The 20322-nt window shown below is 42.7% G+C and carries 19 protein-coding genes; 11 read left to right on the top strand and 8 right to left on the bottom strand.

The window, feature by feature from the left end; genetic code table 11:
• Positions 1-13 precede the first annotated feature (13 nt).
• The gene (locus CYL31_RS16320; protein ID WP_212916228.1) at positions 14-1291 is read right to left on the bottom strand and encodes an NAD(P)/FAD-dependent oxidoreductase; all 1278 of its coding nucleotides are present in this window, start codon (positions 1289-1291) and stop codon (positions 14-16) included.
• A gap of 229 nt (positions 1292-1520) precedes the next feature.
• On the opposite strand from CYL31_RS16320, the gene CYL31_RS16315 reads away from it, so the two are divergent.
• Positions 1521-2858, top strand: a complete 1338-nt coding sequence (locus CYL31_RS16315; RefSeq protein ID WP_012071185.1) for a glutamine synthetase family protein — start codon at positions 1521-1523, stop codon at positions 2856-2858.
• A gap of 124 nt (positions 2859-2982) precedes the next feature.
• Here CYL31_RS16315 and choV read toward each other — a convergent pair whose 3' ends face one another.
• The 4 genes from choV to betI all read right to left on the bottom strand — a co-directional run bounded on the left by choV (position 2983) and on the right by betI (position 6775).
• The gene (gene choV / locus CYL31_RS16310) at positions 2983-4173 is read right to left on the bottom strand and encodes a choline ABC transporter ATP-binding protein (RefSeq protein ID WP_212916227.1); all 1191 of its coding nucleotides are present in this window, start codon (positions 4171-4173) and stop codon (positions 2983-2985) included.
• A 3-nt stretch (positions 4174-4176) separates the two neighbouring features.
• Positions 4177-5022, bottom strand: a complete 846-nt coding sequence (choW, locus tag CYL31_RS16305) for a choline ABC transporter permease subunit (protein ID WP_212916226.1) — start codon at positions 5020-5022, stop codon at positions 4177-4179.
• Positions 5023-5103: 81 nt separating this feature from the next.
• Positions 5104-6039, bottom strand: coding sequence for a choline ABC transporter substrate-binding protein (locus tag CYL31_RS16300; protein WP_212916225.1), 936 nt, complete (start codon positions 6037-6039; stop codon positions 5104-5106).
• A 154-nt stretch (positions 6040-6193) separates the two neighbouring features.
• A complete protein-coding gene (gene betI / locus CYL31_RS16295) occupies positions 6194-6775 on the bottom strand; it encodes a transcriptional regulator BetI (protein WP_212916224.1) in 582 nt (193 codons plus the stop codon).
• A 336-nt stretch (positions 6776-7111) separates the two neighbouring features.
• Here betI and CYL31_RS16290 point away from each other — a divergent pair, with 336 nt between their 5' ends.
• The 5 genes from CYL31_RS16290 (at position 7112) to CYL31_RS16270 (ending at position 11580) form a co-directional block, all read left to right on the top strand.
• Positions 7112-8266, top strand: a complete 1155-nt coding sequence (locus CYL31_RS16290; protein WP_212916223.1) for a MalY/PatB family protein — start codon at positions 7112-7114, stop codon at positions 8264-8266.
• Positions 8267-8339: 73 nt separating this feature from the next.
• Positions 8340-8732 (top strand): DUF1801 domain-containing protein, encoded by a 393-nt coding sequence (locus CYL31_RS16285; protein WP_212916222.1) that lies wholly within the window; start codon positions 8340-8342, stop codon positions 8730-8732.
• Positions 8733-8791: 59 nt separating this feature from the next.
• The gene (locus CYL31_RS16280) at positions 8792-9580 is read left to right on the top strand and encodes a sterol desaturase family protein (protein ID WP_212916221.1); all 789 of its coding nucleotides are present in this window, start codon (positions 8792-8794) and stop codon (positions 9578-9580) included.
• A 33-nt stretch (positions 9581-9613) separates the two neighbouring features.
• On the top strand, positions 9614-10270 hold the full coding sequence (locus CYL31_RS16275) for a YceH family protein (RefSeq protein ID WP_212916220.1): 657 nt from the start codon (positions 9614-9616) through the stop codon (positions 10268-10270).
• 248 nt (positions 10271-10518) lie between these two features.
• Positions 10519-11580 (top strand): Gfo/Idh/MocA family protein, encoded by a 1062-nt coding sequence (locus CYL31_RS16270; protein WP_212916219.1) that lies wholly within the window; start codon positions 10519-10521, stop codon positions 11578-11580.
• Positions 11581-11663: 83 nt separating this feature from the next.
• Here CYL31_RS16270 and CYL31_RS16265 read toward each other — a convergent pair whose 3' ends face one another.
• On the bottom strand, positions 11664-12452 hold the full coding sequence (locus tag CYL31_RS16265; RefSeq protein WP_212916218.1) for an inositol monophosphatase family protein: 789 nt from the start codon (positions 12450-12452) through the stop codon (positions 11664-11666).
• Between the two features lie 326 nt (positions 12453-12778).
• Here CYL31_RS16265 and CYL31_RS16260 point away from each other — a divergent pair, with 326 nt between their 5' ends.
• Positions 12779-13498, top strand: a complete 720-nt coding sequence (locus tag CYL31_RS16260) for an RNA methyltransferase (RefSeq protein WP_212916217.1) — start codon at positions 12779-12781, stop codon at positions 13496-13498.
• 112 nt (positions 13499-13610) lie between these two features.
• Here the strand turns inward: CYL31_RS16260 and gnd are convergent, their stop codons facing one another.
• Complete coding sequence (gnd, locus tag CYL31_RS16255) at positions 13611-15134, bottom strand: NADP-dependent phosphogluconate dehydrogenase (protein ID WP_212916216.1); 1524 nt, start codon at positions 15132-15134, stop codon at positions 13611-13613.
• A gap of 506 nt (positions 15135-15640) precedes the next feature.
• Between gnd and CYL31_RS16250 the strand changes: the two genes are divergently transcribed.
• From CYL31_RS16250 to CYL31_RS16235, 4 genes are all read left to right on the top strand, one after another.
• Positions 15641-17197 carry a phosphoenolpyruvate carboxykinase gene (locus CYL31_RS16250; protein ID WP_212916215.1) on the top strand — a complete coding sequence of 519 codons (1557 nt, stop codon included), beginning with the start codon at positions 15641-15643 and terminating at the stop codon, positions 17195-17197.
• 112 nt (positions 17198-17309) lie between these two features.
• Entirely contained in the window at positions 17310-18089 is a 780-nt protein-coding gene (locus CYL31_RS16245; RefSeq protein WP_212916214.1) for a TatD family hydrolase, read from the top strand.
• Positions 18086-18964 (top strand): SDR family oxidoreductase, encoded by an 879-nt coding sequence (locus tag CYL31_RS16240; protein ID WP_212916213.1) that lies wholly within the window; start codon positions 18086-18088, stop codon positions 18962-18964. Before CYL31_RS16245 ends, CYL31_RS16240 begins: the two co-directional genes overlap by 4 nt.
• 44 nt (positions 18965-19008) lie before the next feature.
• Complete coding sequence (locus CYL31_RS16235; RefSeq protein WP_212916212.1) at positions 19009-19425, top strand: hypothetical protein; 417 nt, start codon at positions 19009-19011, stop codon at positions 19423-19425.
• Positions 19426-19434: 9 nt separating this feature from the next.
• On the opposite strand, the gene CYL31_RS16230 is transcribed toward CYL31_RS16235, so the two are convergent.
• Positions 19435-20310 (bottom strand): hypothetical protein, encoded by an 876-nt coding sequence (locus CYL31_RS16230; RefSeq protein ID WP_212916211.1) that lies wholly within the window; start codon positions 20308-20310, stop codon positions 19435-19437.
• Between the last annotated feature and the right edge of the window lie 12 nt (positions 20311-20322).

Genomic DNA, 20322 nt, shown 5'->3' with positions numbered 1-20322 from the left:
CTTTTGTATTTTGTTAGGGTAATCGATCCAGCATAGAGTAATACAACATCCCCGCGACTAACCCCGGCCAACGCAGTAATGTACCGCCGGGGAAGTCTTTTATCGGTAAACGCTCAAAGGCGTCTATGCCTTCTAGAGAACCTTGTACCGCTTTTGCAAAAATAGCGCCCGCGTAAGTCGCCAGCGCCACGCCATGACCAGAATAACCTTGTGCGACAAAGATATTTTGCTCTTGTCGAGCAATATGCGGCATGCGATTTAGCGTGATGGCTAAAGTGCCACCCCAAGCGTAATCAATTTTGTGAGAGGCCAGTTCTGGATAAACTTCAACCATGTGCTTTTTTACAAAGCTCGCGATGTCTTTGGGGAAATGTTGGCTGTAGTTTTCACCGCCGCCCCAAAGCAAACGTTGGTCAGCAGACAGGCGGAAATAGTTCACCACAAATTTTGAATCAGCCACTGCGACTCGTTCAGCATTGATGCGATTTGCCTGTTCATCACTCAAGGGTTCCGTGGCAATAATGAAGTTATTAATCGGCATGATTTTTTTCGCCGCTGCGCCATTAAGTTTGCCCAAATAACCATTGCAAGCGAATAGCAGGTAGCGACAACGTATCTTGCCTTTTTCGGTAATAACCTCCGGTTTCTCACCCGTTTTATAAGAGATGACAGTGGAGTTTTCGTAAAGCGTGGCGCCATGAGCAGTTGCCGATTGCGCCATGCCTAAGACGAAGTTAAGCGGATGAATGTGCGCGCCTTCTTGATAAAATTCGCCACCAAAATAACGGTCCGTGCCGAGTTTTTTAGCAACCTCGTCAGCGGTTAGATAGTCGACTGCGCTGTAGCCTAATGTATTGCGTTTGTATTCCACGGATTCTTTAATTTCGTCACCATGACGGCGTTTGCTGGCGACGTGCAAAACGCCTGCAGTCAAGTCGCAATCTATGTTGTAGCGCTTAACAAGTTCTTTCACTAAAGCAACCGAGTCCACCGAGCTTTGCCATAGCAAATCGGCGGTGTCTTTGCCGACCTGTTTTATCATGTCTTCGTGGCCCATGTTATGACCTTGGCAAATCTGACCACCATTACGACCAGACGCTCCCCAGCCAATTTTATTGGCTTCGACTAAACTTACTTTAAAGCCAGCTTCAGCTAAATGCAGTGCGGCAGAAACGCCAGTAAAACCACCACCAATAATACAGATATCGGTTTCTTGTTCGCCTGTTAGGTTTGGGTAATCTGTCTGTATATTCGCTGTTGCGGCGTAGTAGGATGCTTCGTGAGTATTCACTTGGTGAGTCCTTTGAAAACAGATAGCAACGAAAGGTTGGTATCGAATTAGATGATGGTTTTATTTTGGCCCATTCTGGCAAAAGCAGTTGCTTTAGTCGATCAACTAAAATATGTTCAAAGCCAAATTATCAATTAATTTAGTGATCATAGTAAACAAATAGACTGTATCCGCAATAGGCATTTTTTTAGCCGTTTTAATAAAGAAATTCGTTGGCACAAGGTGGGTTATGACAGAGTTTGAAGCTTTTTTGAAAGAACATTCAATAACGGAAGTCGAGTCAACGTTGGCAGATATGACGGGCAACGCTCGTGGTAAATTTTATCCAACGTATAAATTCTTGGCAGAATTGTTCGGGCGTATTCCAGAGACTATTCTCGTGCAAAGTGTCACCGGTGATTGGGCTGACAATCACTACGAGTTGGTGGATGCGAGCGACCGAGACATGGAGCTTCACCCTGATCCGAACACCTTCCGATTAGTGCCTTGGGCTGATGAACCTACGGCGCAAATCATCAATGATTGTTATGATAAAAGCGGCCAGCTGCATCCTTTATCTAGTCGTACGATTCTACGTAATATTCTTGCTCTGTATGCGAAAGAAGGCATCACACCAGTGATTGCCCCAGAAGTAGAATTTTATTTGATTGATCCAAACACCGATCCAGATTATGAATTAAAACCCGCAGTAGGGCGCTCTGGCAAACGAGAGACTTCTCGTCGTTCTTACAGCATAGACGCAGTGAACGAGTTCAACCCAGTGATTGATACGCTTTACAGCTATTGCGAAGCACAGGGTTTGGATGTGGATACTTTGATCCATGAGTCTGGTGCGGCGCAGATGGAAATCAACTTTATCCATGGTGATCCGTTAGATTTGGCCGATCAGGTATTTGTCTTTAAACGTACTTTGCGTGAAGCGGCTATGAAGCATGGTATGTACGCGACGTTTATGGCCAAACCAATGCAACATGAGCCGGGCAGTGCGATGCACATTCACCAGAGTTTGGTGGACAGCAAAACAGGGAAAAACTTGTTTGATGACAACGGCAGCCCAAGTGAACTGTTTTATAACTACTTGGGTGGATTGCAAAAATACACACCAAGTGCGATCAGTTTTTTTGCCCCAAACGTCAATTCTTACCGTCGTTTCTCTCCAGATATGGCGGCACCAATCAATATGCAGTGGGGATTTGATAACCGTACTGCAGGACTAAGAATTCCGTTTTCGCCACCAGAGGCGACGCGCATTGAAAATCGTTTTCCGGGTGCAGATTGCAACCCTTACTTAGGGATAGCTGCAACATTGGCGTGTGGTTATCTTGGTATTAAAGAGAAACTGCATCCTACTGAACCTGTGGAAGGTAAAAAGCCACCTTCGGAAGAAGTTGAAATCGCTCGTACTCTTGAAGAAGGTTTGCGTCTTTTGGAAGAATGCCAACCGCTTTGTGACATCATGGGCGAACATTTCGTCAAAGCCTACATGGGCGTCAAACGCAGTGAATTTGAAACCTTTAACCGAGTGATTAGTTCTTGGGAACGAGAGCACTTGTTGCTGAACGTTTGATGATTTAGGTGTGAAAGCAGCGTCAAAACAAGAAAGGCCAGATGGATTAAACATCTGGCCTTTTTATTTATCTGTATTTCAAATTGGTCTTATTTCTTTATTTGGTCTTATCTAGAGAAAAGCGCTAAGCCGCGGCTTCTTCGCGTCCAAAGTGTTTACCTAGTAGGGCGTGGTAAAAGTTATGGTCGTTGAGAATGCCGACGCATTGATCTGCTTCTTCTAATACCATGAAATGGTTGGAGTGATAGCGTAACTCTACGGCATCACGCATGGCGATGTTGGCTGGAACGATAAAGACGGTATTATCTGGCACGTTGGCAAGGATGGTTTCTGGTGTCCAGCGAGCCGTTGGAATGTCGCCTCTTGGTCCTTGCACAGAAACCAGTTTACCGTTTTCTAGTTTCATTTTAATGTCTTCATTGATAACAACATGCTCGTCTTGTACTGCCAATTCAGTTAGTGGTGTCATTAGCGAGCTACCGCGTAACACGTTCAGAGGGTTGGTATGAGCAACGAACTTCTCTACGTACTCAGTAGCAGGATTTAGGACGATTTGCTCAGGAGCGTCTTCCTGAATGATTCTAGCGGATTCCATGATGGCAATCTTGGTGCCGATCTTCAGTGCTTCATCTAAATCGTGACTAACGAAAATAATGGTCTTATTTAAGCGTTTTTGCAGCTCGATCAGTTCATCTTGAAGTTGTGAACGGATTAATGGATCGAGCGCAGAGAAAGGTTCGTCCATTAGCAAAACGTCTGTGTCCATGGCAAAAGCTCTTGCCAAACCTACACGTTGGCGCATACCACCCGACAGCTCGTCTGGTTTTTTGTTTGCCCATTTGTCTAAGCTGACCATTTTTAGCTGCTCGCGTGCTTTTTTAAGACGCTCGGCTTTTGGCATGCCCTGCATCTCTAAACCAAAGGCGACGTTTTCAAGTACGGTTAACCAAGGCATTAAAGCAAAGCTTTGGAATACCATGGATACGCGACGAGTACGCATGTGACGTAGAGTTGCATCGTCACATTTGGCCATATCGACCATTTTGTCGCCATCTCTTACAAGACAGCGGCCACGGGCGATTTTATTCAAACCGTTGACGGCGCGCAGTAGGGTCGATTTGCCAGACCCAGATAGTCCCATTAATACGCAGATTTCACCTTCGTTGACTTCAATGTTGGCGTTCTGCACACCAACTACGTCGCCAGTCATACCAAGGATTTGATCACGAGTATGACCTTTGTCCATAAGAGGGAGTGTTTTTGCTTTATTGTCACCGAAGACAATGTCGACGTTTTCAATTGTTACAACAGACATAAATTACCCCGCGTTCTTAGATGATGGCGACTTACAAATTCGGTCTAGCATGATGGCAACCAATACAATGGCAACACCTGCTTCAAACCCTTGGGAAATGTTTACCGTGTTCAATGCTCTGATAACCGGCTTCCCTAAGCCATCTGCTCCAACCAAGGCTGCGACAACCACCATGGATAAAGACAACATAATACATTGAGTGACACCAGCCATGATGTTTGGCATAGCAGCTGGCAGTTCAACTTTGTATAGCAATTTTGATTTTGTACAACCGAAGGCTAGGCCTGCTTCGATAAGCTCATTGGGTACTTTACTGACGCCTAAGTAGGTCAAGCGAATTGGTGCGGCAATCGCAAAAATAATGGTCGATATCAAGCCTGGTACGTAACCTAGACCAAATAGAATGAGTGTTGGAATAAGGTACACAAAGGTTGGAATCGTCTGCATCAAATCCAAAATTGGACGCAACATGGTGTATAGCCAAGGCCGATGGGCGGCCGCAATGCCAATAGGAACACCAATTAATACACTTATTGCTGTTGCCGAGACGACAAGTACTAGGGTTTGGATAGTTTCCACCCAATAACCCATATTAATAATCAGTAGTAAGGATAGGGTTATAAAAATAAGCAGGCCAATGCTGCGATGAAGAAACCAAACGCCAACTAAAATAATGGCAATAACGGCAAGCGGATGAATCGAATCAATCGCGTCGACCATTGTGACTATCATGGTTTCTAACGTTATAGAGACTAGATCAAAAAAACCGGAAGCCGCAGTAACCAGCCAATCGACAAAGTTTTCCATCCAAGCGCCAAGAGGGATTTTATTATCCGTCAGCCAATTCATATATGTGTTCTCCCGATAGTTCGATGACGCTCCCTCAACGGTGTGTCGTTAAGGGAGCCGTTATGATGTGCAAGTGATGTATTACAGACCTAGGTGTGATTTCACCGCGCTTAGGCCGTTATCACCAGATTTAGTGGTTACACCTTTAAGCCAAGCATCAAGAACTTCAGGATTCGCTTTTAACCATTCTTTTGCTGCGATATTGGGTTTTTTGCCTTCATCAAGAATGGCGCCCATTATTTGGTTTTCCATCGGCAAAGAGAATTTTAGGTTTGTGATGAGCTTGCCAACGTTAGGGCATGCTTGGATGTAACCTTTACGGACGTTAGTGTGTACGTCGGCACCACCGTAGTTAGGGCCAAAGTAATCATCTCCGCCAGAAAGGTATTCCATTTCAAAGTTGGCGTTCATTGGGTGTGGTGCCCAACCTAGGAAGGCAATCCATTTGTTGCGGCGGGTATTTCGGCTAACTTGAGACAACATGCCAGCTTCGCTGGATTCAACTAGTTGGAAATTGCCTAAATCAAAGGCGTTAGTATCAATCATGTCTTGGATGATGCGATTGCCGTCATTGCCAGGTTCGATACCGTAAATGCGGCCAGAAAATTCTTTGCGGTGTTTTGCGATGTCAGAGAAGTCTGTTACACCAGCATCAAAAGCGTCTTTGCTAACGGCTAGAGTGTATTTAGCACCGACTAGGTTTGCACCAAGGTCTTCAACAGTACCTGCTTTTAGGTAAGGTTCAATGTCTGCCTGCATGGTTGGCATCCAGTTGCCAAGAAAAACATCGATATCGCCATTTGCTAACGAAGTGTAAGTAACAGGAACAGATAACAATTGTGTTTTGGTTTTGTAGCCTAGACCTTCGACGATCTCGCTGGTTACTGCTGTGGTGGCGGTAATATCTGTCCAACCCACATCTGAAAAGCGAACTGTTGAACAATCTGCAGCCATGGTGAGTCCCGAAACACTTGCCATACTAATGGCTATTGCGGTCTTCTTTGCCTTATTTAACATACCCTTACCCTCTTTCTATTGAACTCAAAATCAATGAGCGAATACAGTGCCGAGTGCTGGCACTGACCGTGAACTCCTAAAACGTTGGCAGTGTTGTTTTGTAGACTGCCTAAAAAATGTAAGAAAAAAATCCGTGTGATAGCGTGTTTAAGGCTTATTCTTTAAACACGAGATCCAAATAATCTTGTATTTGAGCCGCTGATTCTTGTTTATTTATGCCGCCGGCTAATGAGCCTCGTAGCCACATCCCGTCAATCAGTGCAGCAACTGTTAGGGCGATGCGGCGGGCTTTGCTAATTTCAAATTCTTCTTTTAGTACGCATACCAATGCTGTCTGTAAGCGATTGGAGTAAATATTTTGCAATCGATACAAAGAGGGCGTGTGCATGGCTGATGCCCAAAATCCCATCCAAGCTTTGACCACTTGGGGGTGTGTTTGAGATTGACTAAAGCTGGCTTTCACTATGGCCATGACTTTTTGTTTCGCTGTTTTATTTTTCGCTTTTTTGACTTCTTGCGATAAACCTTCAAAGAATTCCCTAATTAGGCTTCTCATTGTGGCTTCGTATAAACCATCCTTGCCACCAAAGTAGTGGTTGATGATGGCAGGAGAAACACCTGCTTTTTTACCAATAACACTGACTGTTGCCCCCGCAAAACCATATTTATCTATGGCCTTTATTGCGGCCTCGATGAGCTGAGGTTTACGTATTTCGGGCATTCCAACTTTTGGCATTTTGGATCCTTTTTTATTAAACAGCCGTTTAATGAAAACTATACTAGGCTGATTGTGTAATTTAGGTCAACCCTTGACAATTAGGAAACTTAGTGCTCTAAAGAATATAATTATATGATTTTAAAGGGGTAATTTGTTTTTAAAAATTTTTTGTCTTTTTTTTCAGAGGTATTTTGTCGGTATAAGATAAGAAATGAGTGTTTTTGTGCTCATATTTTACTTAATGTACTATTTTAACTTGCTCTTTTTCGTTTCCCCTATTGGCTATTATGGCTGGAATTTTCAGGCGCGATAGTGTTAATTATAAAGCTAAATTAAAGGTTGGAGTGCTATTTTATGGATGTCGGCTTTTCGGTATTTGATACCCTGATAGATAGATCGGATATGAGCAGTGATAAGTGGTCAAAATACCCTGAAAATGTCATCCCTATGTGGGTGGCGGACATGGATTTTGATTCGCCAGATTGCATTAAAGATGCTTTAAATCAACGAGTTGGAAAGGGCGTTTATGGTTACACGCATACGCCTAAAGCTTTATCAAAAGCCATTCAAACACATTTGTCTACTCGTTATGGCTGGGATATTTCTAGCGCGCATTTAGTTCATTTACCTGGACTAGTTTGCGCTTTGCATTTGAGTGTTCGTGTTTTCTCAAATGCAGGTGATGGCATCGTTGTACCTGGCCCTGTTTATTATCATTTAACGAAAGCGCCATTAGCATCGGAGCGTGATTTATTAAATGTGGATATGGTCATTGATGATGGCCGTTGGGTGCCAGATATGGTGCAATTTGAAGCGGCTTGTGCCAACCCTAAAAGTAAGATGATTTTGTTATGTAATCCACATAATCCAGGAGGGACGGTTTATACCAAGGCGGAATTATTAAGTATTCACGCGTTAGCAAAAAAATACGATTTGCTGGTGGTGAGTGATGAAATTCACTGCGACTTGATCTTGGATGATTTGCCTCACGTGCCTTTTGCCAGTTTGAATAAAGACGCTGCGAATCGCACCATTACCTTAATGGCGCCAAGTAAAACCTTCAACATTGCGGGTTTGGGTTATGCTTTCGCGGTGATTGAAAACGCTGAATTGCGTCAAGCATTTAACAAAGAAAGAGCAGGCTTAATTCCATCGCCCAATATGTTAGGTCTAACTGCTGCTATTGCTGCTTATGAAGAAGGTCAAGAGTGGCACGATGAGCTGTTGGTGTATTTGAAAGGCAGCCGAGATTTGTTGGTTGAACGATTGGCTTCGACACCTCTGAAAATGGTGCATTTAGAGGCCACTTATCTTGCGTGGATAGATGCGTCAGCTTTGTCGCTCGATAATCCGTATCAATTTTTTGTTGATGCTGGTGTTGGTGTTTCCGATGGTAAAGATTTTGGTAATCCTAACTATGTTCGCCTAAACTTTGGTTGTCCCCGATCCATTCTCGACCAAGCGATGACTCGTATTGAAGAGGCACTCATAAAACACAAATTTATGTGATTTATTTGCTTTTAAAACAGTCAAATAAGTGAGATCGAGCTCAGGTTAAAGTGCATCTACAGGAGCTGTTCTTATGTTGACGTTAGCATCGAGTAATTTTGTTAGTCGCTATATCCAGCAAGCTTCTCCTGCGATTCGAGAAGATTTGCTGGAAATAATTCAAATGATGGAATTAATTGCCCCCGAGGCTGAGCTAGTCGGCGGTTTGGGCATTCCTTACTTTCAGCAGAATGCTGGTTGGCTTTATGGTGTGGCGGCACGAGAAGATCATTTGTGCGTATATTTTTCGGATCTTAGCGTACTTTACCCATTTGCTGAGCGTTTACCTCATGTTCAATTTGGGGATAATTGTTTTATTATTCACCGATTAGATGAGATCAACCTTAATGTATTAGCGGAACTTTTTGGACAGATAAAAGTTCATTTTTTACTGAATCATCGAGAACCTTCAGTACTTATTCAGTAAGCTTTATTACAGCTTGTTATTTGATATTTAAGGTTTTTTTATCCTAGGCTATTTGCTAAATGATAGATTTCACTATCCGTATGGGTGTTTTTTTTCTGGTCTTTAGTGTGCTGCTTTTTTGGCAATGGTATTGGCCAAGAGGTGCTCTTTTGCAGTGGCGGCAACGTTGGTGCCATAACCTTTTTTTGTTAGTCATCGGTGCGGTTAGCGTTCGAGTTTTTCAGCCTTTATTGCTATCTTCTGTGGCTTTATTTAGCCCAGATTTTGGTCTTTTTTGGGTGTTGGGTTTGCCTTTTTGGGCTGTTTTTCTACTGAGTGTTCTATTGCTAGATTGCCTTATTTATTGGCAGCATCGGCTATTTCATCGTGTTCCTTTCTTGTGGTGTATTCATCGCATTCATCACTCTGATCCTGAATTGGATGTGAGTTCTGCGATGCGTTTTCATCCCATCGAAATTGTATTGTCTCTTTGTATTAAGGCCTTAGCCGTTTGGTTATTGGGGATTCCAGTGGAAGCCGTGCTGGCGTTTGATATTTTATTGAATGCATCCGCTATGTTTAACCATACTAATGCAAGGTTGCCTGTTAATATCGAGGCATGGGTTAAGAAGCTAGTAGTTACTCCAGATATGCATCGCATACATCATTCAAGAGTGAGCCTCGAGGCGAACAGTAATTACGGATTTTTCCTGAGTATTTGGGATACGTTTTTTAAGACAAAAAGAAATATTGCCTTAGAAGGAGATGAACATTTAAAAATAGGACTGCCTGATACGGTTACGTATCAACCAAGATCGTTAAAGGAAGTATTGGTGATGCCTTTTACATTATTTAAAAAGCATCGTTAAAGACGAATAAAGAAGAAGCAGTTAGGAAAAACTATGAGTTATCACGAAGTAAATTTTATCGAAATGCGTGTTATTGGTTGTCTTATGGAAAAAGAGATTACCACGCCAGATCAATATCCTCTTAGTTTGAATGCCCTCGTAAATGCCTGTAATCAAAAGTCCAATCGTGAGCCAGTTACTCAACTGTCTGAAATAGAGGTGCAAGGCGCGGTAGATGCTTTAGTGGCTCGCGGCTTGGTGACTGAAATCAATGCATCTCATAGCCGAGTCAGTAAATATCAGCACAGGTTTTGTAATACGGAGTTTTCCGATTTGCAATTATCGCCTGCGGAAACGGCGATTATCTGCCTGATGTTTGTTCGTGGTGCTCAAACGCCAGGAGAGCTTCGCTCACGCAGTGGTCGTTTGCATAGCTTCCAATCTCGTGACGAAGTGGAAATAGCTTTGCAGTCGCTGCAGTCGAAAACGGGTGGCCCTTATGTTTGCCTGTTACCAAGAGAGCCGGGTAAGCGCGAGCAGCGCTATCAAGAATGCTTCTGTACAGAATCAGAGCGGCCAGCTGCCTCCTTTTCTTCTGATACAAGCGATGAATACACTCAACAACTTGAAGCCAAAGTTAAAGAATTAGAAGTGCAAGTTGAAAAATTAAATGAACGCATTCATGAACTTGAAAATGCCAGTGGACTATAGTCTTCTTTGACGTCAAACTTAGCGAGATATTTGCACGACTACTGTGCTTGCTAATACTTTGTTAAAAACAGACTCGAAATGCTCATTTATAACTCATAAACTCTGCTTTCTCGTCTATTTTTGCCTCGTCTTGGTTTCGCTCGTAACGTCGTGCAAAGGTCTCTTACGTGCGTTTTTTAGTGTCGCTATTTTTAACACTAATAAGTTGTTGGCGTTAATGCTTTGATTAAGTCTATGGGGAGAATCCTATGAAGAAGGTACGCTGGGGTATTATTGGTACAGGTCAAATCGCGCATTTATTTGCCAGTGATTTTTGTCATGTCAAAGCGGGCGAACTTCGTGCGGTTGCTTCTCGTGATAAGGCATCAGCGGATGCATTTGCGGCCGAATTTGATATCGAATTGGCCTTTATTGATTACTTTTCACTGATTAATAGTCATGAAGTGGATGTTATCTATATAGCGACACCTCATGTATTTCATTACGATCTTACCAAAGCCTGTATTTTGGCGGGTAAGGCTGTATTGTGTGAAAAGCCTTTCACTATCAATGAGGTGCAATCTAAAGAGCTTTACGATTTAGCGTTAGAGCATAACGTGTTTGTCATGGAAGCCATGTGGACGCGTTTTAATCCTGTTATAGAGCAAGTTGTAGAGTGGGTTGAAGAAGGTGAAATTGGCGACCTGAACAGCATTCAGGCAAGTTTCAATTTTGTTGGGCCTACAGATCCTAATCATCGTTTGATGAATCTTGAGCTTGGCGGCGGCGCTTTATTGGATGTAGGGATTTATCCGGTGTTCTTAGCACAATTGTTTTTCGGTAAGCCGGACTTTGTTCAGAACCAAGCGGTGATTGGCGACACGGAAGTGGATCTGTTCGAGCAAATTCTATTAGGTTGGGAAAGTGGACAGCTTGCTTCTTTGGATGCGTCTTTGATCTCGTGTAATCCGAACCGTGCCATGTTATCTGGTTCTAAAGGTTATATTGAAATCGATTCAGAATGGTTCAAAGCCAAATCCTGCCGTGTTGTTAGCGCTGATAATAAAGAGCGCGCTGTGGAGTTTGATTTCCCCGGAAATGGCTACCAGTTTGAGGTAGATGAAGTGAACCGCTGCCTTGAAGAAGGTTTGATTCAAAGCCCTAATCATAGCTGGCAGAACAGTTTAGAGCTGATAGCAACGTTAGATGAGATTCGTCAAGATATAGGTTTGTTCTATCCGGGTGAAGATGGCTCTAGTGACCACCACCATCACCATGATGAAGAGGATTTACATCACCATCATCATGAACATGGTCATCATAAGCATTAATTAGAAAATAATTATCATAAAAAAGGCTCTTTTCATCGCTGAAAAGAGCCTTTTTGTCTATGTTCTTAAACCAAAGTTCAGTTTTAGTTTAGGTGTTTGTTTAGAGTTGGCAGCAATACTTTAAACAAACGTGGTGCTGCGCAAAGTACATCGCCTTTTTCTAGGCTTGGTGAGCCATCAAAACCAGCGAATAAACAACCAGCTTCTTTTGCAATGAATAGCGGCGCTTGCATTTCCCATTCTTGAAGTTTAATGCCCCAAGCTGCATCAAGACGACCAGCTGCAACGTTAGCAAGCATCAATGCTGGGCAGTCTTGCATAACAGCACGAGCGCCTTGCTCTGCAATTTCAGTTAGCACAGCGAATTGTCCAGATAGGTAAGGCATCAAGCGATCAGTTGCAGGGAATTGTGCTGCGACAGTCACGTTTTCTAATGTACGTGCAGAGCTGCTACGGATTCGAGAGTTGTTCAGGTAGGCACCACGACCTTTACTAGCGTAAAACTCGTCTTTGGTGTGAGGGTTTAGCACAAGAGCGTGCTCCACTTTACCGGCAACTAGGTAGCTCATAGTAATAACGTTGCCCGTTAGGCCACGTGAAAATAAGTGCTGTCCTTGGATTGCATCAATGATCCATTCGCCTTCTTCGCCATTTTGAACTGTGCCTTGAAGGCGAGTTGTTATGGTGTCAGCTGGGTAGGCTTTTTCTAGGTGGTAAACAATGCTGCGTTCTGCGCCAGAGCAAACAGCTTGATAAACTTGTTCAGCGGACTGACCTTGTTCTTTATCAAAAAGCAATTTTTCTTGCGAGTGAACAATATATTCTGCAGCGGCACGAGCTGCTTTAAGTGCGACATTGATTCTAGGTTGCATAATTTACCGTCAATTATTCCGTCATTAAAATGCATATACCGTCTATAAGACGATAAGTTGCCAAATAAAGTGTTAAAGAGCGGGCGGTCTCCGTTTTATCAATTATCTCTCAAAGGAGAGTCTCTTAAGTAAATAACCTAAGTAGATATTCCCTAAAGAAAGAGAGTGCTAAAACCGAGCGCCTAAATAAGAGCGCGAATTCTAGCGTAACAGCGCACTTTTTACTAGTGAAGTTTTGGTTGAAAACTGATCGATTTGCGGCTTTATGATAAATATCTGTTAAGATACGCGGCATTGTTCGACTGCTATTATTGGTACCTCATAAAATGCAAAATAAAGTAAGAATTGTCCTTGTTAATACATCGCACCCTGGAAATATTGGTGGTGCTGCTCGTGCAATGAAAAATATGGGGTTAGCAGATCTGTATCTTGTTGCTCCTAAGCAATATCCCAGTGATGAAGCGGTAAGTCGTGCTTCTGGTGCGACGGATATTTTAGATAATGCCGTTGTTGTAGATACTTTAGAAGAAGCCTTGGCTGATTGTCAGCTAGTCATCGGCACCAGTGCTCGTGAACGTAATATTCCTTGGCCTTTGGTAGATCCAAGGCAAGCTGCGGATTTAGTGTTTGATGAAGGCTTGGTGACGGCATTTGTGTTTGGTCGTGAAGACAGAGGACTCACCAACGAGGAGCTACAACGTTGTAATTATCATGTGCATATTCCTTCTGTTGAGACCTTTAGTTCCTTGAATTTGGGTGCGGCAGTACAGGTTATTGCCTATGAGTTACGCATGAAGACACTATTGATGAAAGATGCGCCAGTGGTTGCGAGTAAATGGGATGTGCCAGCGGCAAATGTTGAGCAGATCGATTACTTGCTTGAGCATTTGGAAAAAGTCTTAGTACAGACTGAGTTTCTTGATCCTGAAATGCCAATGCAAGTGATGACACGTTTTCGTCGTTTGTTTCAGCGTTCGCGATTGGATCAGCAAGAAGTGGGCATGTTAAGAGGTATGTTGACTTCGATGGAAAAGAAAATGAAGTAATGACTAGCTCGCTTGACAGAGCTTTGCTAAAAGCATAGGTCAGCATCCAAACTGAAACAAAAAAACGCTGACTTATTGCTAAGTCAGCGTTTTTTTGAGCTAGAAGTTGGTCTTAAGCTTTACGCTCTGGACGACCTTCTTCTTGCCAGTAAGTATGGAATTTCTGACCTGGCTCTGCATCCACGCGTTCATAGGTGTGAGCGCCGAAGTAGTCGCGTTGCGCTTGTAGCAAGTTAGCAGGCAAAACTTCAGAACGGTAGCCATCAAAGTAAGCCAATGCTGAGAAGAAAGATGGCGTTGGAATACCTGATTGCGCTGCAAGGACAACAGCTTTGCGAAGACCAGCTTGCTTGCTCGCCATGGCGTCAGCGAAATAATCGCTTAGCAATAGGTTTTCAAGCGCTGGGTTTTCGACAAAAGCATCAGCGATCTTTTGTAGGAAAGATGCTCGAATGATGCAGCCTCCGCGCCAGATTTTAGCGATATCACTGAAGTTAAATTTCCAATCGTATTCTTTTTCAGCCGCGCGCATTAGTTGGAAGCCTTGAGCGTAAGCACAAATTTTCGCACAGTAAAGCGCTTCTTCGATTGCTTTCTCTACTTCTTCGGCTTCAATTTCGCCACTTTCTACATCAGCAACAAGTTTGCTTGCAGCAAGCTCTCGTTCACCTGTTAGTGTGCTTAGGGCACGAGCATAAACGGATTCGCTGATAATGCCTGCTGGAACGCCCATTTGCGTTGCGCTGATAGATGTCCAGCGGCCAGTGCCTTTTTGGCCTGCGCTGTCTAGGATCATATCTACTAGCGGAGCGCCTGTTTTGTGGTCGTATTGCTGAAGAATGTCGGCTGAAATTTCAACAAGGTAGCTGTTTAAAACGCCTTGGTTCCATTTTTCAAATAACTTACCAATTTCTTCAGGTTCGTAACCAAGCAAAGAACGTAGTAGATGGTAAGCTTCACAAATAAGCTGCATGTCAGCATATTCAATGCCGTTATGAACCATTTTCACGTAATGACCTGCGCCATTTGGCCCAAGGTAAGCAGTACAAGGTTCGCCTTCAGTTACAGGTTTGCCTGGTGTGTTGCTAACGATGGGTTTGCCATTCTCGTCTACTTTAGCGGCTACGGCTTCCCACATTGGTTGTAGATATTTCCAAGAATCGGCGTCGCCGCCAGGCATAAGAGATGGGCCAAAACGCGCCCCCACTTCACCACCAGAAACAGCGGTGCCAAAGAATTTGAATTTTTCTTTGTATTCCGCTTCACGGCGAATGGTATCAGTCCATTGACTGTTTCCGCAGTCTACTACGATATCGTCTGCTTCTAGGCCAGCATCAATTAAGCTGTTGCATACGGCGTCTACAGGGCTTCCTGCAGGAACCAAAACAACAATGACGCGAGGCTTTACTAAATTTGCAAGCATGTCTTCCATGTTTGAGCAGCCAATGATACGAGCTTCTGCTGATGGATCTGGGCGTTCTGCCGCTTCAGTATCTAAAACGTCTTGAACTTTATGTGCGTCAAGATCAAAACCTGCAACTCGGTAGCCATGGTCAGCTAAATTTAAGGCCAAGTTTTTACCCATGACACCCAGGCCGACAAATCCAATATTGCAGTTCTGATTCGTTTTTAACATAAATATCGATCAACCTTTTGAACAATTGGGGGAAATTGAAGAAAGAATCTTACCATGAAGCGCTATGATTCAGGACATACTAGAGGCAAGAAAAATTCAAATAATTGTGTTTTTTTGATGTTTTTTAATAGAAACCTTACATTTTAGGTGGCTTTCTCTTAGAAAATTGCGGGGCTGCATTGGTTGTTTTTTGTTGTTCTTAGAGTGGGTAATAAGTTTCTATTTAGTAGAAAGACTACAAAAAAGAAAGAAAACTACAAAAAAATAGTGTCGATCACTTGTGCTTAGGTGTTGATTCTCGTTTCATTACACTGATTTAAAGTAATTTCTATATTTTTCATGTGGTTAGGGTTTTTTGGAAAGTTTCAAAATGGTAATAAAATAACATATTGTTATAACAATATTTTTTCTTAGATTGTTTTGTTACTATGCTTTTTACAGAAAAAAACTTTCGCATAATAATAAAAATGACCAGACAATCTTTATAGTTCAGAGGATTTAGCAACATGAACTCCGCATCAGACGTAACTAGTATTCATACAAATTTAACTACGCCGCAGTTGGTTGAAAAAGCCCTGCAGAATGGCGAAGGGGTTCTTGCCGATAACGGCGCGCTTGTTGTTGAAACAGGTGCTCGTACCGGTCGATCTCCTATGGATCGTTTCATCGTTGAAGAAGCGTCCAGTAAAGATAGCATTCATTGGGGCCCTGTTAATCGCCCGTTCCCTGAAGCAAAATTTGCTCCGCTTTGGGATCGAGTTGCTGCGTATCTTGATGGCCAAGAGTCGTTTGTATCTAACATTCATGTCGGTGCGGGAGATGAATATTATTTGCCAGTGATTATGCGCACTGAAACAGCTTGGCACCAATTATTTGGTCGTAACCTGTTTATTCGTCCTGATGTATATAATCCATCAAGCAAAGGTGAGTGGCAGATTCTTAATGCGCCAAACTTTGTTTGTGAGCCTGAGCGTGATGGCACCAATTCAGATGGTTGTGTGATTCTGAACTTTGCTGAGCGCAAAGTGCTTATCGCAGGTATGCGTTACGCTGGTGAAATGAAAAAAGCCATGTTCTCCGTACAAAACTATTTGTTGCCTGCTCATGATGTATTGCCAATGCATTGTGCTGCCAACGTCGGTACAGAAGACGATGTGACTTTGTTTTTTGGATTGTCAGGTACGGGTAAAACAACTTTGTCTGCTGATCCTGAGCGCTTTTTGATTGGCGATGATGAACATGGTTGGGGTAAAGACACTGTTTTTAATATTGAAGGCGGCTGCTACGCAAAAACCATTGATCTTTCTCAAAAAAATGAGCCGATTATTTGGGATGCGATTAAATTTGGTACTATCGTTGAAAACGTTGTTCTAGATCCTGAAACACGTGTTGCTGATTACGCTGATACATCTTTGACTCAGAATGGTCGTGCTGGTTACCCTCGTGAGCATATTGAAAAACGTGCAGCGGGCAACCGAGCTGGTGAGCCAAATGCCATTATCTTTTTAACGTGTGATTTGACAGGTGTTCTTCCTCCAGTTTCTATCTTGACGAAAGAGGCGGCAGCTTATCACTTTTTAAGTGGTTACACAGCGCTTGTTGGTTCAACAGAAATGGGCGCTGGTACGGGTATTAAATCAACCTTCTCTACTTGTTTTGGTGCGCCTTTCTTCCCTCGTTCTGCTGATGTGTACGCGGATCTTTTGATTAAGCGCATTGAGGAGTTCGGTAGCAAGGTTTATCTGGTTAATACTGGTTGGACTGGTGGTGCTCATGGTCAAGGTGGTAAGCGTTTTAGTATTCCTACTACTCGTGCGGTAATTTCTGCGATTCAATCTGGTGTTTTGGCTGATGCTGAAACCGAGCACTTGTCTGACGTTAACTTGGATGTTCCGACTCAAGTTCCTGGTGTTGATAGTGTTTTATTGAACCCTCGTAAGACATGGTCAGATCAGTCAGCTTATGAAGCTCAAGCGAAAAATTTGATTAATCAATTCGTTGAGAACTTTAAGAAGTTCGATACAGTGTCTGATGCTATTGTGAAGGCTGGCCCATCGCTTTAAGCTTACTTTTACTGTGTTTCTTAAAAAGGCCGTGCATTTTGTACGGCCTTTTTTGTTTTCGAATGTTTTATAATCTAGTACTTCATCCTTTAAATCGTGTAACCTCTTCTATATGTTTATTGATAGCCATTGTCATTTAGATTTTGATGTGTTTGATGAGCAACGCGATTCGTTGATGTCACGCTGCTTGGAAAATGGTGTGGCGGGTTTTTTGGTGCCTGCGACGACTGTTGCTAGCTGGTCGAAGTTGGAAATATTGATGAAGCGTTATCCTGAGTGGCGAGCTGCTTATGGTTTACACCCTTATTTTTTGTCGGAAGCTTCGTTGGATCAAATCGATTTTCTTGCTGAGCAATGTGATACACCTCGTGTGGTTGCCGTTGGTGAGATAGGATTGGATTGTTGGCCTAATGCTATTGATATGAAAGTACAGGTGGCGTTTTTCACTCGTCAGTTAAGTGTGGCTAAATCATTGAAATTACCAGTTATTTTACACGCCAGAAAAAGTTATGATTTGGTGTTTAAGTATTTGCGGGAAGTTGGTTTTAAATGCGGTGGTGTTGTTCATGCTTTTAATGGCAGCTCTGAACAAGCGAAACGTTTTTTGGACCTTGGCTTTGTGCTGGGGATTGGTGGTACGGTGACTTATCCAAGAGCACAAAAAGCGCATAGAGTATTGGCATTGCTCAGTGATAATGCATTTGTGCTTGAAACGGATTCGCCTGATATGCCGCTTTATGGTTTTCAAGGGCAACATAATACCCCTCTTTCTATTCCTCTTATTGCGCAGAGTGTGGCGCAGATAAGGGAGGAAAGTGTAGAGCAGATTGCACAGCAGACATATGATAATCTACTGAGGACTTTTCCAAGGTGGAATGAGGACTTACTTTGAATAATACACAAGATATTAACGCGCCTATTCGTATTCTTCTTTTGGGAAGTGGCACTGAAGTTGGTTCGTCTTTCTTGCAGCTTTCTGAAGGCAAAGACGAATTCGAATGGTTGTGTCCTGATGAATCGCTATTACTGGATGTTAGCAGAAGAGCTGAATTAGATGCCATGCAGTTTGACGTTATTATTGATGCGTTAAGCTTACGTTATGCGCTGCAAAATGATTATGGAAAGTTTCAGTCCTCTTTACGGTATTTGAGTGAAAAATCGAGCACGACATTAATCATGATTAGCAGTGCTAGGGTGTTTTCTGGCAATAAAGATGTGCCTTACGCTGAAATTGATGTTCCAGATAGTTCTGAGGCTTATGCAAAAGCTTTGATTGAGGCGGAGTCTATTGTGCTGAGTAACCCTAATAATATTGTGCTACGAACGGGTTGGTTATTCAGTGGTAAAGGGGATGACTTTGTTTGTAGGACGCTAGGCTTGATTCAAGATGGCGTTAATCTTGCTTATAAAGATGACTTAATTGGTAGTCCTACACCAGTGTCTGATTTGGTTCGAGTGATTTTGTCTATGGTAAATCAAGGGCATTACGGTGCTCAAAATAAAGGTGTTTACCATTATTGTTGTGCTGAAGAAATTAGTTGGATTCGATTGGTTGAGGCTATTTTGGCGACTTCCAGTCAATTCGATCCTAAAGCACAAGTAGAAGTCGAGGCAATTGGTGATTCGTTTCCAGAGGTGCATGAAACATTAGTTATGCAGCGGCAATCATTATCTTGTCGGAAGATATTTAATCACTTTGGGATAAAACAGCGCCCATGGCGATCAAAATTAAGAAGTTTAGTTAAGGAATTATATCAAGCTAGTTAGTTGCCAATTTTTGGTTGAGATAAATAAGTAGAATGGGAGGTGATGTGTACAAAATAAATCATAAAGCGGTCGTATTAGCTTTTATCTTTCAAATGCTTGTTGGGGGGGCTTGGTATGCTTCGGCACCTGTGTCACTTTTAGAGCGTGCAGCTTTGGTAGATATGGCGAAGCAACCTTCCGTTGGTGTGATTTTGTTGTTCGCATTTTCTTCTTTTGTGTATTTGTATTTTACGGCTTGGTTATTGCTAAGAATAAAGGGGCTATCTGGTTTTGGTCGCTTCTTTATAGTTATAGGGATATGGTTATTTATTGTTGTTCCTAATTATGTTTCTGTCTTCATTCACCTTCATCTTAGTGAATCTGATGTCTTGTATATGATGTCATATGGTGCTGCTAGCTGTGCCATAGCGGCTGTTATTTTACCACTATGGCAATCTTCTAGATCTATTTTCAAAGATTAGCGTTTTTGATTAATACAGGCTACTTTCCGGCCAAACCAACCATAAGCTTAATCCACTTATTAAAATGCTGATTACGATTTGGCCAATGATAATGAAAATACTTTGTCTGTTGCTTAATCGACCGCCTAGAGCAACGGCTATTGGCGTTATAAAGCTGCTTGCAGCAAGCATTAGCATGACGTTTAACGGAATGTCTGCTAGAACATGACTTTGTGTAATTAATCCTCCTAGTATTAGGAGAGCTGGGATACTGGTTTGGCTTTGTGTGGTTTTAGTAAAATAACTAATAGTCACATAGGCAAATAACGCTGCACCTAAAGCACCTAATAGCTGTCCTATTAGTAAGCTTCCTCCAATTGATATAACCGGTGCAGCTGCGCCAGCAGTGACCATTAGTCCTATTGGTAAAAGTAGTGGGGAAATGCTGCGTTCTGGCTGTGCTTTTTGATCTGCTGTTTTTTGTATTTTTTGTTGTATCAGTTGGTAAAGCAGAACGATGAATGCGCAGCTTGCTGCCCAACTAAGGCTAACGATAGGGCCTGAGTGTTTTAATACTGGGTTGAGTAGAAGATAAAACGATAGTCCAAACAATATAAAACCAGCACTGTTGCGAATTACTGGTTGTTTAATAGTGACTAAGCTAAATAGTGAAACGATGCCAATTAATACTGTTATGCTGTAATAGTCTATCGCTTGCTTTGGTGGGAAACTCAAGCCTGAATGGATCAGGCTGAGTCCGACAATAAAGCCGCCAAGGTAACCAAGATAAGACGATGCGCGTAACAATTTGCCAGCAACAATGCTGACTATTAGTGCGGCGAGAAAGGGGTAAACTGCCGTATGTAATAGCATTAAAACAGTAGAGTTACTGGCTTCTTCGTACATGATCGCTTTCCT

Source organism: Marinomonas sp. A3A, assembly GCF_018336955.1.
GTDB lineage: Bacteria > Pseudomonadota > Gammaproteobacteria > Pseudomonadales > Marinomonadaceae > Marinomonas > Marinomonas lutimaris.
Note: the sequence above shows the minus strand (reverse complement) of the source record. Positions and strands in the feature narration are given on the sequence as shown.

What these genes read in the sequence shown, in the direction of transcription:
- CYL31_RS16315 (WP_012071185.1), top strand. Translation starts at nt 1,521, where the DNA reads ATGACAGAGTTTGAAGCTTTTTTGAAAGAACATTCAATAACGGAAGTC.
- choV (WP_212916227.1), bottom strand. Translation starts at nt 4,173, where the DNA reads ATGTCTGTTGTAACAATTGAAAACGTCGACATTGTCTTCGGTGACAAT.
- choW (WP_212916226.1), bottom strand. Translation starts at nt 5,022, where the DNA reads ATGAATTGGCTGACGGATAATAAAATCCCTCTTGGCGCTTGGATGGAA.
- CYL31_RS16300 (WP_212916225.1), bottom strand. Translation starts at nt 6,039, where the DNA reads ATGTTAAATAAGGCAAAGAAGACCGCAATAGCCATTAGTATGGCAAGT.
- betI (WP_212916224.1), bottom strand. Translation starts at nt 6,775, where the DNA reads ATGCCAAAAGTTGGAATGCCCGAAATACGTAAACCTCAGCTCATCGAG.
- CYL31_RS16290 (WP_212916223.1), top strand. Translation starts at nt 7,112, where the DNA reads ATGGATGTCGGCTTTTCGGTATTTGATACCCTGATAGATAGATCGGAT.
- CYL31_RS16285 (WP_212916222.1), top strand. Translation starts at nt 8,340, where the DNA reads ATGTTGACGTTAGCATCGAGTAATTTTGTTAGTCGCTATATCCAGCAA.
- CYL31_RS16280 (WP_212916221.1), top strand. Translation starts at nt 8,792, where the DNA reads ATGATAGATTTCACTATCCGTATGGGTGTTTTTTTTCTGGTCTTTAGT.
- CYL31_RS16275 (WP_212916220.1), top strand. Translation starts at nt 9,614, where the DNA reads ATGAGTTATCACGAAGTAAATTTTATCGAAATGCGTGTTATTGGTTGT.
- CYL31_RS16270 (WP_212916219.1), top strand. Translation starts at nt 10,519, where the DNA reads ATGAAGAAGGTACGCTGGGGTATTATTGGTACAGGTCAAATCGCGCAT.
- CYL31_RS16265 (WP_212916218.1), bottom strand. Translation starts at nt 12,452, where the DNA reads ATGCAACCTAGAATCAATGTCGCACTTAAAGCAGCTCGTGCCGCTGCA.
- CYL31_RS16260 (WP_212916217.1), top strand. Translation starts at nt 12,779, where the DNA reads ATGCAAAATAAAGTAAGAATTGTCCTTGTTAATACATCGCACCCTGGA.
- gnd (WP_212916216.1), bottom strand. Translation starts at nt 15,134, where the DNA reads ATGTTAAAAACGAATCAGAACTGCAATATTGGATTTGTCGGCCTGGGT.
- CYL31_RS16250 (WP_212916215.1), top strand. Translation starts at nt 15,641, where the DNA reads ATGAACTCCGCATCAGACGTAACTAGTATTCATACAAATTTAACTACG.
- CYL31_RS16245 (WP_212916214.1), top strand. Translation starts at nt 17,310, where the DNA reads ATGTTTATTGATAGCCATTGTCATTTAGATTTTGATGTGTTTGATGAG.
- CYL31_RS16230 (WP_212916211.1), bottom strand. Translation starts at nt 20,310, where the DNA reads ATGTACGAAGAAGCCAGTAACTCTACTGTTTTAATGCTATTACATACG.